The following is a 14,416-nucleotide window of genomic DNA, read 5'->3' as shown; positions in this document are numbered from 1 at the left end:
CCTCAGGTGGGATCCACGTTAGCAACCGCCTCACGGCGCCGCTTCTCCAAAACTGCGATGTTCAGGTCCGGTCGCTGCGCGGCACGTGCGTGGCACTCCGGCACGCCGGCCGGCGTCGCCTGGCCGGCCCGCTCACGCTCGCGCACATTGCCCGGGCTGTCGCCGGTGATGTCGCGGAAGATGCGGCCAAAGGTGCCCAGACTGCTCCAGCCGGTCTGCGCGGCGATCTCGGTGACCGGCAGGTCGGTGTCACGCAACATCGCCACGGCCCGTTCGATGCGGCGGCTGAGCAGGTAGCGGTGCGGCGGCAGCCCGAATGCCTGCTTGAACGAACGCGCGAAATGCGCGGGCGATACGGCACTCACTTCGGCCAGGCGGGCCACCGGCCAGTCCTCGTGACTGGCGTGGTCCATCCGGTCCTTGGCACGTAGCAGGCGTCGCAGCAGTTCGGGGCTCTGGTTCATGGCGTCACCGTGCGCGCTAGATGATGTCGCGCCGCATGCCTGGCCTGCGCGGCCTGCTCGCCCAGCCAGTCACCGAATGCAATGACCTTGGCGCTGCGGCTGCGCGCCGTCGGTGCCACGAACCAGAAACCGCGCCCGTCGCTGGCCACATCGGGATGTGCCTGCACAAGGCGCCCACTGTCCAGTTCGGCCTGGAACAGGATCGGCGAACCGATGGCGATGCCCTGCCCGGCAATGGCAGCGCCGACGTCCAGATGCTCCATCGCAAAGGGGGTGACGAAGCTTTCCTTGGGCGGCGGCGGAACAGCGCCATGTGCGGAAAACCACAATGCCCACCAGTCAGGCCTGCCGAGCAGCGGAACTTCCAAAGCCCGGCGACCGAGCCCGTCTGCCGCCGGCAGCAGCGCCGGCGCGCACAACGGGGTGAAAATACTGGGAAACAGGGGTGTGGCCTGCAGACCGGGCCACTCGCCATGTCCGTTGCGGATGGCGGCATCGAAACGCCCGGCGGCCAGGTCCTGCGGCTCTGCCGACAGGTCCAGTTCCAGCACGAGGTTCCGGTGGCGAGCGCGGAAGCTGCCCAGCCGCGGCGTCAACCAGCTGGTGCCCAGCGTCGGCAATACGGACAGGCGCAATCGTGTCGCATCCATGTCAGCGGCACGCATGAAACTGGCACGAAGCGCGTCGAAGGCTCGGGTGGCCTCCTGCGCGACGCTGGCACCCGCCACCGTCAGTTCCACGTGCTGTGCGTGGCGCAGGAACAGGCAGGTACCGGTCTGGGCCTCCAGCCGGCGCACGTGGTAACTCACCGATGCCGCACTGGTGTCGAGCTCCTCGGCGGCGCGGGCGAAACTGCCCAACCGTGCCGCCGCCTCGAAGGCACGGATGGCGGCAAGCGATGGCAGCTGGCGCTGGGTGACCATAAGTGTGACTTAGCCTGAGCCCCTATATCCGCGTGGTCAATCCCCCTCCTGCCCGCAACGATGGAGGCACCTCCGGTAGGGGATCACGCACATGGATCGACGGCAGTTTCTGGCCACCCTGGCCGCCACGGCGGCGTCCACCGCGCTTCCCTCCGGGTGGGCCCTGGCCAGCCACAGCGCAGACTGGAAATGGTTGCAGGGCAACTGGCAGGTCCAGCACCAACGGCTGAAGGAGCGCCTGGTGGGCGATACCCGTTGGGAAGCCTTCACCGGCGCCAGCGCGGTATGGCTCACCCTGGGCGGGCTCGGCACCATCGATGACAACGTCATGGCGCTGCCCTCGGGCCCCTACAGGGGCCTGGGCGTGCGTGCATTTGATCCGGTGTCTTCCCTGTGGTCGATCTGGTGGATCGATGGCCGTAACCCTGCTTGTATCGAAGCTCCCGTGCGCGGCGTTTTCGAGGGCGATGGCGGCAGCTTCCGCGGTCGCGATGATTTCAAGGGACGCCCCATCGAGGTCTGGTTCCGCTGGCATGACATCCATGGCGATGAGCCGTGGTGGGAACAGGCGTTCTCCGACGATGCCGGTGCGCACTGGGAAGTGAACTGGCGCAACTCATTCCGGCGCACTGCTGCGGTCCCCTCTCCGCTTCCCAAGCTGCCGGATGCACCGGGCGATTTTGATTTCCTGGCAGGCCGCTGGAACGTGCGCCATCGCCGCCTGCGCGCTCGGCTGGCAGGCAGTGATGCGTGGGACGCGTTCAACGGCACCCTGCACAACTGGCCGGTACTGGGAGGATTCGGCAACGTGGGTGACAACCTGATGGACGTGCCTGGAGCACCGCTGCGCGGCATGGGCATCCGTGCCTGGAATGCGGCGGAGCAGCACTGGCTGAGCTGGTGGCTGGATGGCCGGGAGCCAACCCGGATCGGCGCGCCACTGCGCGGTGGTTTCCAGGCCGGTGTCGGCCGCTTCTTCGGCGAAGACCAGCACGACGGTCGATCAATCCAGACACGGGTGATCTGGTCACGCATTACCCCGCGTTCGGCGCGCTGGGAACAGGCGGCCTCGACCGATGGTGGGCGCAACTGGGAAACCAACTGGGTCAGCGACTTCGAGCGACAGGCATGAAGGCGCTGTTGGCCGTGGTGCTGCTGGCTGCTGCGTCGACTCCCGCGTCTCCATCAAGGGGGCTGCAGATCGTCGGCCCGGCCGAGCGCTTTGCCCCGGGCGTTGCATCCACGCAGTACGACGAGATTCGACTGACCTTGAGCCCCGACGGAAAGACCGCGCTGTGGTTCAGCCGCAACCGGCCCGGCGGTCCGGGCGGGTATGACATCTGGGTCGCCCGCAACGATGGGCAGCGCTGGCGGCCGGCGACGCCGGTGCCGTTCAACACGCAGGGACGCGACTTCGATCCCGCCTTTTCCGCCGATGGCCGCGTGGTGTACTTCTGTTCGGATCGCGCAGGCGGCCAGGGAGGCGACGATCTGTATCGGGTCAGCATGGCGAGCGACGGTCGATTCGGGGAGCCAGTCAATCTTGGCCCCGCAGTGAACAGCGCGGCCGATGAGTTCGCGCCGATGCTCTCGCCGGACGGTCGTACGCTGTTGTTCTCCAGCGATCGTGCGGGCGGTGCCGGCGGCCATGACCTCTACAGCGCCACGATGATCGGCGGCGTGGCGCAGCCTGCGCGGCCGCTGGCTGGTGGCATCAATACCGCCGCGCAGGAGTTCGATGCCACGTTCCTGGGCGACGGCCGGACGCTCTTGTTTGCCCGCGCCCTGGACTTCGGCAGTGCACCGGTGCGCCAGTTCATTGCCTACGAGCGTGGAGGCCGTTATGACCCAGGCCATGCATTGCCCTCGCCATTGAACGAGGCCTCCGGCGACAGCTACGGCGCGATGCTGGATGGCTCGCAACCCGGCACCTTGACCTATTCGGCGCGACGCGCGGACGGTGCAGGGTTGGATCTGTATCGCGTTCGCTACCGGATGTCGCGACCTTGAAGGCAGGTGGTGTCGATTTCCAGCGCGCTGTTTCGTCGAGAGGATGAATACCCCAGGAGAAAACGAAGATGGCCTCACACCAGTCCCTTGCCTGCGCCTGCGGCCAGGTGCTCCTGACCGCCACCGGCAGTCCCATCGCCACCGTCGAATGCTGCTGCGACAGTTGCCGCAGGGCCGGCGCCCAGCTGCAGTCGATGCCCGGAGCACCGCAGGTGCTGGGCCCGCACGGCCAGACGCTCTTCGTAATGCATCGCAAGGATCGCGTCAGCATCGATGCCGGACATTCCATGCTGCGCGCGTTGCGATTGTCCAGCAGGGGCGGCAGCCGCCGCGTCGTGGCGGGCTGCTGCAATACCCCGCTCTTCCTGGAGTTCAGCGGTGGCCATTGGCTGAGCCTGTATGGCCTGTTGTGGCCGGACTCGATACGACCCGCCGTGGAGATGCGGACGATGGTCAGTGATCTTCCTGACGCCTCTGTCCTTCCCGACGATGTGCCTAACCTGAAGACCCGCTCGCTGCGGTTCTATGCCCGGCTGATGAAGGCGTGGATCGCCATGGGCTTCCGCAGCCCACGCATCGAGGTCGCAGGAGATACCCATGTCTGACGCCGAGCGGATCGAGATCGAGAGCATCACCACGCCCGGGTACATCCAGCGCGTGGACCGTGCCAAGTACATGGCCATGCGCACGGCCCTGCTGCGTGCCTTACCCAGGCAACCTCCCGGGATGACGGTGGCGCAGGCGAAGCAGGCGCTGTTGCCGCACCTGCCCGCATCGCTGTTTCCGCAAGGGGCCACGGCCGGTTGGTGGCTGAAGGCCGTGCAGCTGGACCTGGAAGCCAAGGGCGTGGTCGAGCGTCTTCCAGGCACGCCACTGCGCCTGTTCAAGCACGTGCCGGCCGGCTGATCAGCGCTGCGCCGGCAGCTCCAGCCGGTGCTTGCGGCACAGGCGGTAGACCGTCACCCGCGAAATCTGCATCTGCCGGGCGCATTCGGACACGTTGTAGCCGGTCTGGCGCAGGGTCTGAAGCAACACATCACGTTCGGCCTGGCCACGCGCATCGTGCAGCATCGCGCCGGGCGGGGCCGGCACCGGCGCGCCCAGTTCCAGGTCCCGTTCGCTGATCAGTTCCCCTTCGGCCATGATCGCAGCGCGCTGCACCCGGTTGAGCAGTTCGCGGACATTGCCCGGCCAGTCGAAGCGGCGCATCGCCTGGATCGCCGCCGGCGAAAAGCCGCGTGCGCGCACCGTGTGGCGCAACCGGAAGCAGCGCAGGAAGTGCTCGGCCAGCAGCTGCACATCAGCACCACGTTCGCGCAGCGGCGGCATCAGCATCCGCAGCACGTTGAGGCGGTAGTAGAGATCGCTGCGGAAACGGCCATGGGCCACGGCATGCTCCAGCTCAACGTGGGTTGCGGCAAGCACCCGCACGTCGGCGCGCAACGGCTGGCTGCTGCCGACCCGCTCGAAGGTGCCTTCCTGAAGCACCCGCAGCAGGCTGGTCTGGGCCTCCGCTGGCAGATCGCCCACCTCATCGAGGAATACGGTACCGCCCTGGGCCGTTTCAAACACGCCGATCTGGCGTTTGTCGGCACCGGTGAACGAGCCGCGCTCGTGCCCGAAAAGCTCCGACTGCACGAGGTTGGCCGGGATCGCACCGCAGTTGACGGCGATGAATGGCCTGCCCGCGCGCCCGGACAACGCATGCAGCGCGTGTGCGGCCAATTCTTTGCCAGTCCCGGTTTCACCGGTGACCAGCACCGGCAACTCCACCGGAGCGAACTTGTGCAGCACCGTGCGCACGGCATGCAGCGCGGGGCTCTCGCCGATCAATGCGCGCGGCCCCTGCCCGTTGCACGCGCCATCGACAGAGGGTTCATCCGCATCGAACTGCTGGCGCATCGCACTGACCAGGTCCTGCAGGCCGAACGGGAGCGTGAAGCGCGCCAGGCAGAACTGCAGCAGCGGCAGCCATGCCGTTGGCGTGGCACCTGCGCTCGGCGGCAGCACTGCCAGCCAGGGCAGATGCTGGTGCTGTTCGATCCACGGCATCAGCAACTGCAGCGCCGCCTCATCCATATGGCGTAGATCAACCACCGCGAGCAGTCGATCGCGCCCACGCAGGCCAATGGCCATGCCGGAATCGGGATGGATGCTGCGTACATACCAGCCCGCGGCCGCCAGCGCGCTGCGCTCGCTTGCCAGCGGTTCGCCGAACCACAGTACACAGCGCGATGTTGAAGCCTCCGGGACCGCCGCCATGCTTCCCCCAGCATCCGGACACCGTCGGCGGACTGTCAGGCAATCACCGGCGTGCCGCCCCCCGCCGGGACTTCTTCGGCCACCGGGGCGGCCTTTGATGGGCGGATCCTAGCGCTGCGCTAAACGCCAGCGCAATGAGCAGCGCGTCAAGAAATCACCGGCTGAAGCGGCACCGTTGCAGTCGGCGATGTCACCTGTAACAACAATGCGACAGTCGGGCATCCGCCTTGCCCTGTGGCAGCTGCGGGCTGCGCAATCCCAACAATTTCCCGACGCCGTTGTAACGCCCTGGCGCCACCCGGCCGCGCCGCACCCCGGCCGTCGGTTGCGGCACGGGCCTCCGGCAGTTGGCACGGTTGATGCGTGGTTCCGCCGCACCCACCGCGGGAGATCGGCATGGACGGCACCACCCTCATTCGTGGCCTGGCGGCACCCCTGGCGCTGGCCCTGTTGTCGGTCGCCATGAACGCAGCCGGTTCCGGCGCGCGCCAAGCGGTGAAGGCACAACCGGGCGAAATCGTCCTGTTGCGCGATGTGTCGGCGCGCCCCGCCTACCGGATGGCGCCACCGGGCATGGCGCTGATTGCCGATCCAAAGCCTCAGCGCGAGATCGCCGCCGCGCTTGGCACCCGCACCGGTAGCGGCGCAATGGACGAGCTGAGTGACGAGGACTATGCAGGCATGGGTGCAGGGCACGCCGCTGCGGCTTCGGCGCCGGGGGGGACGACGGTCGAGCGCGTCACCCAGCAGGCCCTTGGTGGCACGCTCGGCCGCAGCAGCGACGGCATGGTCGGCAGCAGCCTCGGCGGCGCCATGAGCGGTCCGCTGGGCGCGGTGGGCAACAGCACACGCGGCATTGGCGATACGGTGCGCGGCGCCCTCGCCCAGTTCCCGTTGCAGGGACCGGCCCCGGCAGGTGGCAAGTGAAACGCCCTTACCTGCCGCTGCTGATGCTGGCGATGGCGCCGTCGCTTGCGCACTGCGACGAGTACAGCGGCATGCTGGCCTATCTGGATGTAGCCCGTATCGACGGCCGCGCACTGGCCGATGCCAATGGCACGATCGCGGTGAACCAGGCCGCCGGTGACCTCAACCAGCAGGCCAACCTGCGTGGCATCGCCACCGGCGAGCGCGCCGATGTGGCGATCAGCGCCCAGCAACTGCTGCGCGGCAACCGGGTGCTGTCGGCACCATTGCACGCACGCGCCGATATCGGCGGCGATGCACTGGCGGGCGCCAGCGGCATCGCATCCATCAACCAGGCCAGCGGCATCGCCAACACGACGCTCAACGTCGTCAGCGCGACGCTGGCCCGACAGGGCATACGCGAAACCGACGACTCGGCCTTGGCCGCCGAAGGTTCCGCGTTGGCAGGGGGGCGGGACGACGCCGGTCGCGGCGTTGCGACGGGCACCCGTAGCGTTGGTGTGGCCAGCACCGCGCTGCGGGGATTCGACGGGGTCCTGCAACTCAATCAGATAGCGGGCAGCGGCAACGACACGGCCAATGTGCTCGGCCTGGTCGTGCAGGACCGCCCGTGACAACCACCCAACCGATGCACCACCTGATGAGAGAGAGGGCACCATGAAAGCGACCGTCAAACAGACCATGCTCGCCATGGCGATTGCCACTGCCTCGACCGCAGCTGCGGCCAATGGCTGGGACAACCAGAACGCCAACGCGAACATCAACCACAACCACACCGTCAGCGAAACCCGCAACGACACGCACAACCACACCGACAACGATGTGCGCAACCGCACCGTCAACGTCAATGTGCAGAAGCACAGCAACATCCAGGCCGACGAACGCAAGGAAAAGAACAACCACGGCGTCGACGTGAACCTGGAGAAGGACCTGCGGTTGAGTACCGATATCAACTTCTCCGGCGACCCGAACATCACCGGTGACATCGACCTCGACTCGGCCGCCATCGCAGTGATCGACAACCGCCAGTCGATCAGCAACAACGCCACCAGCAACAGCCTGGTCACCAACAGCGCCTCCATCGGTGACAGCGTCGGTGCCGGAGCATCGGGCAATCTCGGCTTCAACGTGGTATCGGGCGACAACAACGCGCAGGACAACGCCGCGTCGCTGTCCGCTGCCGATGCTTCCTTCAGCTTCGGCATGGCCGACGCCGAGGTGTTCGTCAACCAGGCTGGCTTCGGCAACGCCACCATGAACTCCGGCGTCACCAACGCCGCAGGCCTGGGCGGCAATGCCTTCGGCGGCGCGTCCGGCAATATCGGCGTGAACATCGCTTCGGGCAACAACAACGAGCAGAAGAACGCGCTCGCAGCCTCGGTAGCGACCACGGCGGTGGCGCAGTCGAGCATCAGTTCGAACCAGGTATCCACCGGCAACACGGTCAGCAACGCCGGCTTCGTGCAGTCCTACACGGATACCGTGCAGGTCGGCATGCGTGGCGGTGTCAGCGGCCTGACCCTGGCCTATGGCGCGGGCACCTACCGCGGCACCGGCAACGCCTACCAGATGGCGAACTACTATCTGGACACCTGGAATGGCGAACTGCCGCACCCGGGTGGCAACAGCACCGGCCACATCGACCTGGACAACCAGATCCAGAACGCCACGATGAACCCCAACCGGCCGGGGGTGGGCGGCCTGGGCTTCGACACGCGTGAGAGTGGCACCAGCCAGTTCGTCGAACTGGGCGTGGCCGACCTGTATGCCAGCCTCAGCGGCACGGTCAGCACCACGCGCTGGGTGAACGTCAACGCCACCAACACCTCGGCATTGTCGGGCAGCGCCTTCTCCGGCGCCTCCGGCAACATCGGCGTGAACGTGGCTTCCGGCACCGGCAACCTGCAGGCCAACAGCCTTGCCCTGGCAGTCGCCCAGCCCAGCACCGGCGGTGGTGGTGGCAGCGGCGAGTAAGCGCAACACCCCGGCCGTCCGCCAATGGCCGGGTTCCCGGGAGCCCCTGTTCCTCCTCCCCCTTGGGACAGGGGCTCCCCCCTGCTGCCGGAGACCGTGATGATCCGTTGCCGTCTTTCGATGCGCCTGCTCTCGTGCCTGTTGCTGCTGGCCACTGCATCTGCGTGGGCTGGCGACGTGCGCTTCAGTGGCGTACTGCCCAACGGCGCGCTGCTGCAGCAGAAGGTGGAGAGCATGCAGGAGCGGCGCTACCGCAACGTGGTACGCCAGCACACCGACTACAGCTGCGGGGCTGCGGCGCTGGCGACCATCCTGCGCCACGCCTACCACCTGGACACCGACGAGGCGACGGTCATCGAAGGGATGATGGGGGTATCCGATCCGGCGCTGGTCGCCGAACGCGGCTTCTCGCTGCTCGACATCAAGCGCTACGTGGAGTCACTGGGCATGCGTGGGCGCGGCTACCGCATCGACGAACAACGCCTGCGCACACTGCGCGTTCCCGGCCTGGTACTGATGGACGTGCGCGGCTTCCGCCATTTCGTGGTGCTCAAGCAGGTCCGTGAGGGCATCGTGGAAGTGGCAGACCCGATCCTCGGCAACCGCAGCCTGGCCCTGCCGGAGTTTCTGGCGGCCTGGCCCTCACGTGCCGTGTTCGTGGTGATCGGCAGTGATTTCGATCGCAACACGGTATTGCTGCAACCCAACGAACGGCCCAGTGCCCGCGCGCTCTTCGCGCGACAGGGGCCGATCACCGATGCCGAGCTGGTCGACTTCGGCTTCAGCCATGCCGACCTGTTCTGAAGGAGGCTTCGCCATGTTCCGCCGCCCCTTGTTGATGGTCCTGCTGCTGGCAACCCCTGCCCTGCCCCTGCTTGCAGCCGAGGGCGCGCCAGGACGTGGCCTGAAGGAAATTCCGGATCCCGAACTGAACCTGATGCGTGGCCGCTACACCGTAGGCGGAAACACCGTGGCCTGGTTCGGGGTAACCATGGTCTCGCAATGGCAGGCCGGCAACGGCGCCGCGCTGCAGGGCGCGCTGACGCTGGGCATGGACTTCCGGAGCGGTGGCACCCCGAAGCTGAGCTTCCAGCCCAGCGTGCATGTAACCGCCGCCGACGCACCGTTGCCGGGAACGCAGGGCCGTAGCATCGACAGCACCGGACTGGCCAACGCCAGTGGGCTGGTGCAGAGCGTGCAGGTGGCCGGCGACGGCAACGTCGCGCGCAACGCCACCACGCTGGTGGTGCGTGACGGTGCCGTGCCCGCGGCGACATCCGACGGCGCTCATTCGGCCAGCGCACAGCAGGCCGGCATCAGTGCCAGTGCCGTGCTGGACGGCAACCAGGCACGCCTGATGCTGCAGGTGGACGGCCAGGGACTGGTGCAGCAATGGATACGCAATGGCAGCGTCGGCCAGGGCATTGCCCTGGCCGGTGACGGCCAGGCGGCCAGCAACCAGCTGCGGCTGGAACTGGTGAGGAACACCGCGGGCGGCAACCTGCCGTTGAGCCAGAACGTGGCCCAGGCAATCGCGCTGAACCGTGGCATGGGGCCGGGCCAGTAGCACGGCACGGCATTGGGGGACGCGTTCCACAACGCAGGACACGAACATGCACACCCTACTGAGGATCACCCCGCTGGCGCTGGCGGCGCTGGCGGGCACCGCCCTCGCCGCGCCTCCAGCGGCGGCCGACGACAATGCGGACGTACAGGCCCTGGCCAATCAGCTGGAGCAGCTCAAGAGCAACTACGCCCAGGAAGTTCGGCGATTGCGCGAACTGGACATGCAGGTGCAGGCCATGCAGGCGCGATTGAGTGGCCGGGTTGGACCGATGGGTCCGGCAGTCGCAACTGCTCCGGCAACGGCAGTCGAGCATGGCTCGACACCACAGGGCGGTGCAGGTGCAGCCGTTCCACCAAGCAGCGAGGGCTACGCCAGCACGGCGGCCGAGGCGCAGCAGGCCAAGCAGGAGTCGCGACGCAGCGTGGATGATGTGAAGCAGCAGCAATCGGCCCTGTTTTCCCGCCGCTTCACCGTCGAAAACAGCCTCACCTACGCCCGCTACGACCGCAAGCAGCTCACCCTCAACGGCTTCCTCGCACTGGACGCGATCTTCCTCGGCAACATCGCCATCGAGAACGTGGAGTCCGATTCGCTCACCTACAACCTGGCTGCACGCTGGGGCGTCAGCCCGAACCTCACGCTCAACCTGGACGTGCCCTACCTTGCACGGCGCACGGTCTACCAGAAAGGTGGGGCGGGCGGCGCAGCCGCTGCCATCGCACAGGAAGAGACCAATGGCAACGGCCTGGGCGATATCGGCCTGAGCGCCAACTACCGGCTGTTCGGGGAACGTGGCTGGCGGCCCGAGACGGTACTGACGGCAGGCGTGACCGCACCAACCGGTCGCGCACCGTACGGCCTGGACTGGAAGGTGATCGAGCGTGATGACGACGACTACATCCGCTTCGCCGTGCCGCGCGAACAGCCCACCGGCAACGGCGTATGGCAGGCTAACCTGGGTCTCTCGATGGTCAAGACCGCTGACCCGGCGATCCTGTTCGCCAACATCGGCTACGTGCACTCCATCCCGCGCGGGTTCAACGATATCGACAGCAATCCGGATACCGTGAACCCGGGTGATGTGAAGCTGGGCGGCTCGGTGTACTTCGGTGCCGGTGTTGCCTTCGCGTTCAATGAACGCACCAGCCTCAGCCTGTCCTTCAGCGACCGCATCAGCGCCCGTGCGTCGACCCGCTTCCAGGGCGGCAAGTGGACGAAGGTGATCGGCAGCGACGCCAATGCGGCGTCACTGAATCTGGGCGTGACCTACGCGCTGAACCAGCACACCACGCTGGTCACCCTGCTGGGCATCGGCCTGACCCCGGATGCGCCGGACTTCACCTTGGCCTTCAAGATTCCGTACATGCTCTAGCCCTGATGCCCCGGCGACGGCGTGGCTGCGGCCCGCCGTCGTCGATTCCACCGCATCGGCACAGATCCGCGCGATGGCACCGCATTGCGCGTCGATTCGGCCGATTCCCGCGGCCCCCCCCGTTTCTAGCATGCCCCTGAGCCGGCCATTCCCGGTCGCGCACTCATGCAGGGGCTTCGCATGGCAATCATCACGATAGACAAACGGCTTGGCTGGATCGTCAGCAAGCCCCCGGAGGTCCAGGGCATCGACATCGGCAAGGGCGGTGAAGCGCTGACGGACAACACCTATGGCATCGAGATCGAGTTCTGCACCCATGACAGCGTGATCTTCGCGTTCACCCATATTGTCGCGGGCGTCTTCAACATCACCGGCACCCTGCCATGGAAGCTTGAGTCCGATTCCGGCAACGTCTTCGAACTCGTCACGCCACCGCTGCCGTTCGAGACCATCCAGGGCGCCTATGCCTTCAAGGGCCAGCTGGTGGCAATGCTGCAGACGTCGATACAGAGCGCCCGCACGCAGGGAATCAATGCCATTACGCTGGGTGACTGGGCGCTGCAGTTCGGCCCAAAGCTGGTCGAAATTCTCAACACCCACATCAATACACGCCAGCTGAAGCTGCAGCCCGTCGAACTGCAACCCGTCGGCTACTCGAGCTGGGAAAATGTTGGCGAAGGGCTGAACGTCGGCAATGTGGACGATGGCATCAATATTCCCGCCGCCCTGCTGCGTCACAAGCTACGCGAGCCGGACTGGGAGAGCTATACGCCGGGCATCGTCCTGGCCCGCTGCAGCAAGTTCTGGTCCGAAGGCTACGCCTCGCAGATGAATCTGCCGATGACGCTCAGCGGCTACTTCCTGTACATGATGGACAAGACCCACGACGTGACTTACTCGCACGCTGTCCGGGTGCAGAAGGAGCTGAAGGACGAGAAGAGCGGCCAGAAGCTCACCGCGTGGTACTGGCGGCATGTGCTGCTGCAGGCGTGGTGCCGGTACCAGCCCCTGCTCGGAAAGCCCCCGACTGACGAGGACCTGTTCTCTCCCGATGCGATCTCCCGCTCGGCCCTGCTCTACCTGGTGGTCGGCAAGCTGTTGACCGGCGCCCTTGCCGAGCTGGGGGAGACGCCACAGCTCGAGCTGCAACAGCTGGCATGGGATGCCGGCTCCACCCGCGCGATCGACGCCGACGAGCCGGAGGTGATCCACGGCGACTGGGCCGCCTACCACAGCGCGCTGAAGGACCTGACCGGCATCTGGCTGAAGGCATCGCTTCTGGATGTGATGCGTACCCAGAATCTGCAGACCTATTCCTGGGCCGTCACCGAGCTGCCGAGCGTGCTGGCCACGCCGGAAGTGTGGCAGGAGACGCTGCTGGAGTGGAAAGGAATGAAGCGCATCACGGAAATGGGTTCAACCATCGAATGGACCGACCTGGAAGACTTCGCAGAACCCGAACGCAGGGCAGTGCTCTGCGAAAAGATCATCGCCGTTGCCGGCAGCCTGGCCACGCGCTTGAAGCAGCTGGATCCGGACATACCCGGGCCACCCGATCTGCCCGACGAGACCGAACGACCGTTCCTCGACCGCCGCAACACACCTCCATGGGAAGCCCGCTACGACACCCTGCTGGCCCCCATTCCGCCGCGCGTCAACACGCGCAATGAGTTCACGTACCTGGTCGAGCATCGCAATCACTGAGCCGCCAGCGTGATCCACGCTGCCGGCCTGGCGTTCGCCTCGGCTCGCAGCCCGCCGTTCCCAACAGGAGAAACGACATGCCGCAGGTCTATGCAACCCTTCGCTCAGGCGACCAGTACCTCATCGCACGCAAGCAAATCACCAATGCATGGTGGAGTGGATATGCCGCACCGGTCCTGGTCGCCGAAGCGGCCGCAGCGTTGGTTGCGGTGGCCAATGTGGCCGCCGACCCGCCAGCTGATGCCGATGCGGTCGCTGTGGCCGCCATCAACGCCACGCTCAGCCATGCCGCTCTGGCCGCGAAATCTGCATGGCCGGGACCGATGCCACTCAACGGCGCAGCCACCCGCGCCGCGATCGATCAGGCGCTCGCGGACGTCAGCAACGCCGGCCAGGCCATCGACCAGTTGCAGGCCGCCGTGCCCGTCGTGCTTGCCGCTGTGAACCGTGCTGCGCGCATGGGAGCCAGTCGCTGGCCGCCGGCGCGTCCGGGCGTTCCGACGCCGCCCTGGGCCGACCTGGTGATTGCGGGCATGGCCGCATGGCCGATCGCCGACCTGGGGATGCAGGTGAACACGGCGCTGGATCGCATCCGCAACTGGGCCGGCAGCCGGCCAGCGACACTGGTCAACCAGGCCGGGCAATGGGTATTGCCGGGTGGGCGCATGGGCAACGCAGAACCCGCCGAAGACGCCGCCAGGCGCGAGTTCCAGGAAGAAACCGGTGTCGTGCTCGGCGCGCCCTTCGTGATGGCGTACAACACGGCCTTCCAGACCGCGCCTCAAGGCGCCCGGTTCCATCTGGTGTGTTTCGACGTGCCGGATGACCAGGACATCGCGGCGCTGGCAGCGGACATCAACGCCAACCTGATGGCCCGCCAGGCCTGGCTCGATCGGCCGGTTGCCGGGTCAGTAGTCGATTGGGAGCTGGACGCGGTGCGTATCGTGGCGCAGAACGAGCTGACCGGCTACCTGGGCGCGTATCAGGCCACCCGCATTCCAGACAATTGCCTGCCGGTTCCGTTCCCGCCGCCAGTGGGCGCGGATGCGATCGCGGACTGGGTGGCCGAGCTTCGAGGCTTCGCCGAATCACAGTCCATCGATTGGTACCTGCGAATGGCCTGCTACATCGAGCAGCAGTAGAGGGGCGGTGGACGATGCGGAGAAATCGATGATCCAACCACGGCTCCACTCGCATCCTCCCGCACTTCTTC

At 66.6% G+C, this 14,416-nt stretch carries 15 protein-coding genes; 12 read left to right on the top strand and 3 right to left on the bottom strand.

The genetic code is table 11. The features are described from left to right. Positions 1-2: 2 nt before the first annotated feature. Complete coding sequence (locus AC5P88_RS12795) at positions 3-464, bottom strand: helix-turn-helix domain-containing protein (protein ID WP_495225211.1); 462 nt, start codon at positions 462-464, stop codon at positions 3-5. Next, positions 461-1,387 (bottom strand): LysR substrate-binding domain-containing protein, encoded by a 927-nt coding sequence (locus AC5P88_RS12790; protein ID WP_495225210.1) that lies wholly within the window; start codon positions 1,385-1,387, stop codon positions 461-463. Before AC5P88_RS12790 ends, AC5P88_RS12795 begins: the two co-directional genes overlap by 4 nt. Before the next feature lie 91 nt (positions 1,388-1,478). Between AC5P88_RS12790 and AC5P88_RS12785 the strand changes: the two genes are divergently transcribed. From AC5P88_RS12785 to AC5P88_RS12770, 4 genes are all read left to right on the top strand, one after another. Then, the gene (locus AC5P88_RS12785; protein ID WP_495225209.1) at positions 1,479-2,519 is read left to right on the top strand and encodes a hypothetical protein; all 1,041 of its coding nucleotides are present in this window, start codon (positions 1,479-1,481) and stop codon (positions 2,517-2,519) included. Beyond that, positions 2,516-3,397 (top strand): TolB family protein, encoded by an 882-nt coding sequence (locus AC5P88_RS12780; protein ID WP_106548446.1) that lies wholly within the window; start codon positions 2,516-2,518, stop codon positions 3,395-3,397. Before AC5P88_RS12785 ends, AC5P88_RS12780 begins: the two co-directional genes overlap by 4 nt. 68 nt (positions 3,398-3,465) lie before the next feature. After that, positions 3,466-4,002: a GFA family protein gene (locus AC5P88_RS12775; RefSeq protein ID WP_495225208.1), complete on the top strand. Its 537-nt coding sequence runs from the start codon at positions 3,466-3,468 to the stop codon at positions 4,000-4,002. Continuing rightward, positions 3,995-4,303: a DUF6958 family protein gene (locus AC5P88_RS12770; protein WP_495225207.1), complete on the top strand. Its 309-nt coding sequence runs from the start codon at positions 3,995-3,997 to the stop codon at positions 4,301-4,303. The genes AC5P88_RS12775 and AC5P88_RS12770 overlap by 8 nt, the downstream gene beginning before the upstream one ends. On the opposite strand, the gene AC5P88_RS12765 is transcribed toward AC5P88_RS12770, so the two are convergent. Beyond that, a complete protein-coding gene (locus AC5P88_RS12765; protein ID WP_495225206.1) occupies positions 4,304-5,659 on the bottom strand; it encodes a sigma-54 dependent transcriptional regulator in 1,356 nt (451 codons plus the stop codon). Between the two features lie 396 nt (positions 5,660-6,055). On the opposite strand from AC5P88_RS12765, the gene AC5P88_RS12760 reads away from it, so the two are divergent. The 8 genes from AC5P88_RS12760 (at position 6,056) to AC5P88_RS12725 (ending at position 14,345) form a co-directional block, all read left to right on the top strand. After that, positions 6,056-6,586 carry a FapA family amyloid fibril periplasmic chaperone gene (locus tag AC5P88_RS12760; RefSeq protein ID WP_106548442.1) on the top strand — a complete coding sequence of 177 codons (531 nt, stop codon included), beginning with the start codon at positions 6,056-6,058 and terminating at the stop codon, positions 6,584-6,586. Positions 6,587-6,609: 23 nt separating this feature from the next. Further along, the gene (locus AC5P88_RS12755; protein WP_495225293.1) at positions 6,610-7,200 is read left to right on the top strand and encodes a FapB/FapC family functional amyloid domain-containing protein; all 591 of its coding nucleotides are present in this window, start codon (positions 6,610-6,612) and stop codon (positions 7,198-7,200) included. A gap of 43 nt (positions 7,201-7,243) precedes the next feature. Continuing rightward, positions 7,244-8,560, top strand: coding sequence for a FapB/FapC family functional amyloid domain-containing protein (locus tag AC5P88_RS12750; RefSeq protein WP_106548441.1), 1,317 nt, complete (start codon positions 7,244-7,246; stop codon positions 8,558-8,560). A gap of 99 nt (positions 8,561-8,659) precedes the next feature. After that, entirely contained in the window at positions 8,660-9,364 is a 705-nt protein-coding gene (locus AC5P88_RS12745; RefSeq protein WP_111113836.1) for a C39 family peptidase, read from the top strand. A gap of 13 nt (positions 9,365-9,377) precedes the next feature. Further along, complete coding sequence (locus tag AC5P88_RS12740) at positions 9,378-10,127, top strand: hypothetical protein (protein WP_106548439.1); 750 nt, start codon at positions 9,378-9,380, stop codon at positions 10,125-10,127. Positions 10,128-10,173: 46 nt separating this feature from the next. Beyond that, positions 10,174-11,499 carry a transporter gene (locus AC5P88_RS12735; protein ID WP_106548438.1) on the top strand — a complete coding sequence of 442 codons (1,326 nt, stop codon included), beginning with the start codon at positions 10,174-10,176 and terminating at the stop codon, positions 11,497-11,499. A gap of 180 nt (positions 11,500-11,679) precedes the next feature. Beyond that, the gene (locus AC5P88_RS12730; RefSeq protein WP_495225205.1) at positions 11,680-13,203 is read left to right on the top strand and encodes a hypothetical protein; all 1,524 of its coding nucleotides are present in this window, start codon (positions 11,680-11,682) and stop codon (positions 13,201-13,203) included. Positions 13,204-13,280: 77 nt separating this feature from the next. After that, complete coding sequence (locus tag AC5P88_RS12725) at positions 13,281-14,345, top strand: NUDIX domain-containing protein (protein WP_495225204.1); 1,065 nt, start codon at positions 13,281-13,283, stop codon at positions 14,343-14,345. Positions 14,346-14,416 lie beyond the last annotated feature (71 nt).

Source organism: Stenotrophomonas sp. YJH_SMC_8 (assembly GCF_059371315.1).
The sequence above is the reverse complement of the archived record's forward strand: the minus strand, read 5'-3'. Positions and strand labels throughout refer to the sequence as shown.

What these genes read in the sequence shown, in the direction of transcription:
- AC5P88_RS12730 (WP_495225205.1), top strand. Translation starts at nt 11,680, where the DNA reads ATGGCAATCATCACGATAGACAAACGGCTTGGCTGGATCGTCAGCAAG.
- AC5P88_RS12780 (WP_106548446.1), top strand. Translation starts at nt 2,516, where the DNA reads ATGAAGGCGCTGTTGGCCGTGGTGCTGCTGGCTGCTGCGTCGACTCCC.
- AC5P88_RS12760 (WP_106548442.1), top strand. Translation starts at nt 6,056, where the DNA reads ATGGACGGCACCACCCTCATTCGTGGCCTGGCGGCACCCCTGGCGCTG.
- AC5P88_RS12770 (WP_495225207.1), top strand. Translation starts at nt 3,995, where the DNA reads ATGTCTGACGCCGAGCGGATCGAGATCGAGAGCATCACCACGCCCGGG.
- AC5P88_RS12790 (WP_495225210.1), bottom strand. Translation starts at nt 1,387, where the DNA reads ATGGTCACCCAGCGCCAGCTGCCATCGCTTGCCGCCATCCGTGCCTTC.
- AC5P88_RS12755 (WP_495225293.1), top strand. Translation starts at nt 6,610, where the DNA reads ATGCTGGCGATGGCGCCGTCGCTTGCGCACTGCGACGAGTACAGCGGC.
- AC5P88_RS12740 (WP_106548439.1), top strand. Translation starts at nt 9,378, where the DNA reads ATGTTCCGCCGCCCCTTGTTGATGGTCCTGCTGCTGGCAACCCCTGCC.
- AC5P88_RS12750 (WP_106548441.1), top strand. Translation starts at nt 7,244, where the DNA reads ATGAAAGCGACCGTCAAACAGACCATGCTCGCCATGGCGATTGCCACT.
- AC5P88_RS12745 (WP_111113836.1), top strand. Translation starts at nt 8,660, where the DNA reads ATGATCCGTTGCCGTCTTTCGATGCGCCTGCTCTCGTGCCTGTTGCTG.
- AC5P88_RS12785 (WP_495225209.1), top strand. Translation starts at nt 1,479, where the DNA reads ATGGATCGACGGCAGTTTCTGGCCACCCTGGCCGCCACGGCGGCGTCC.
- AC5P88_RS12735 (WP_106548438.1), top strand. Translation starts at nt 10,174, where the DNA reads ATGCACACCCTACTGAGGATCACCCCGCTGGCGCTGGCGGCGCTGGCG.
- AC5P88_RS12775 (WP_495225208.1), top strand. Translation starts at nt 3,466, where the DNA reads ATGGCCTCACACCAGTCCCTTGCCTGCGCCTGCGGCCAGGTGCTCCTG.
- AC5P88_RS12795 (WP_495225211.1), bottom strand. Translation starts at nt 464, where the DNA reads ATGAACCAGAGCCCCGAACTGCTGCGACGCCTGCTACGTGCCAAGGAC.
- AC5P88_RS12765 (WP_495225206.1), bottom strand. Translation starts at nt 5,659, where the DNA reads ATGGCGGCGGTCCCGGAGGCTTCAACATCGCGCTGTGTACTGTGGTTC.
- AC5P88_RS12725 (WP_495225204.1), top strand. Translation starts at nt 13,281, where the DNA reads ATGCCGCAGGTCTATGCAACCCTTCGCTCAGGCGACCAGTACCTCATC.